General features: G+C 38.5%; 1 protein-coding gene and 1 pseudogene. Both read right to left on the reverse strand.

The genetic code is table 11. The features are described 5' to 3' along the window. Positions 1–116: pseudogene (locus ACFIO3_RS12920) on the reverse strand (3-deoxy-8-phosphooctulonate synthase); the annotation flags it as partial. Between the two features lie 36 nt (positions 117–152). Then, positions 153–1,502, reverse strand: a 1,350-nt coding sequence (locus tag ACFIO3_RS12925; protein WP_375704593.1) for a CTP synthase, incomplete at its 5' end; no start/stop codon positions are given.

Below are 1,502 nucleotides of genomic sequence, written 5' to 3' on the forward strand. Positions count from 1 at the left end.
ATTTCAAAAGCATGATCTCGACTTTCCATCTGACACGGACCCGCAATTAATGAAAGAGGCATTTCATTTGAAAAAATAATATTTCCAACTTTCACAGTGGCATTTGGTTTAGACATTTTATTCCTCAAAAGCAAAGTAGCCAAATTTATATATTAAACTAATCGACTTTGTTCTACAGCGGCTTCAATAAAAGAAGAAAAAAGCGGATGTGGATCAAAAGGACGTGATTTTAATTCTGGATGATATTGAACACCAATGAACCATGGATGATCTACATACTCTATCGTTTCTGGTAAAATACCATCAGGAGACATACCAGAAAAAATCAAACCACACTGTTCTAACTTATCCTTATAATCGATATTGACCTCATAACGATGACGATGCCGCTCGACAATCTTTGTCATCCCATAAATTTTGGCAATATGACTCCCTTCTTTTAATTCAGCCGCAAAGGCACCAAGACGCATCGAACCGCCGAGGTCACCATTTCTTGTACGTTTTTCAAGAACATCGCCTTTGAGCCATTCTGTCATTAAACCTACAATTGGATTTTCTGTTTCACAAAATTCACTTGATGAAGCATTCTCAATCTGAGCAATATTACGCGCAACTTCTATACAAGCTAATTGCATTCCAAAACAAATCCCTAAAAATGGAACTTTACGCTCTCGTGCAAATCGAATTGCTCGAATCTTCCCTTCAGACCCTCGTGCACCAAAAGCACCTGGAACCAAAATGCCATGGGCTTTTTGTAAAGCTGAGACAGAATCTTCTTTTTCAAAAAGTTCCGAATCAATCCACTCAATATTAACCTTCACTTTATTCGCTAAACCACCATGCGCAATCGCTTCGATAAGGGATTTATAAGCATCCTTTAAGCCCGTATATTTTCCTACAACAGCAATCGTAACTTCTCCTTCAGGATGATGAATGCGATGCGTAATATCTTTCCAACGATCCATCTGAGGAGAAAGTGCCGAATCGATTCCAAAAGCGCAAAGAACTTCAGAGTCTAAACCCTCCTTATGATATGCCATAGGAACATCATAAATTGTTGGCACATCTAATGCCTGAATAACTGCATTGGAGCGAACATTGCAAAAAAGTGATAATTTGTACCGCTCTGTTTCTGGAATAGATCGATCTGCACGCACAAGCAAAATATCAGGAGAAATACCAATTGATTGTAATTCTTTGACAGAATGTTGTGTTGGTTTCGTTTTTAATTCACCTGCGGAAGGAATATAAGGCATTAAGGTGAGATGGACATAAACGACATTTTGTCTCGGTAGATCATTACGAAGCTGACGAATCGCTTCTAGAAAAGGCATTGCTTCAATATCACCAACCGTCCCACCTATTTCACACAAAACAAAATCAAATTCTTCATTTCCCGTCGTAATGAATCTCTTAATTTCATCCGTAACATGAGGAATAACTTGGACTGTTGCCCCCAAATAATCACCACGCCGCTCTCGTTCAATGATATTGCGATAAAT

It is taken from the genome of Bartonella sp. AD328YNZD, from assembly GCF_042196425.1.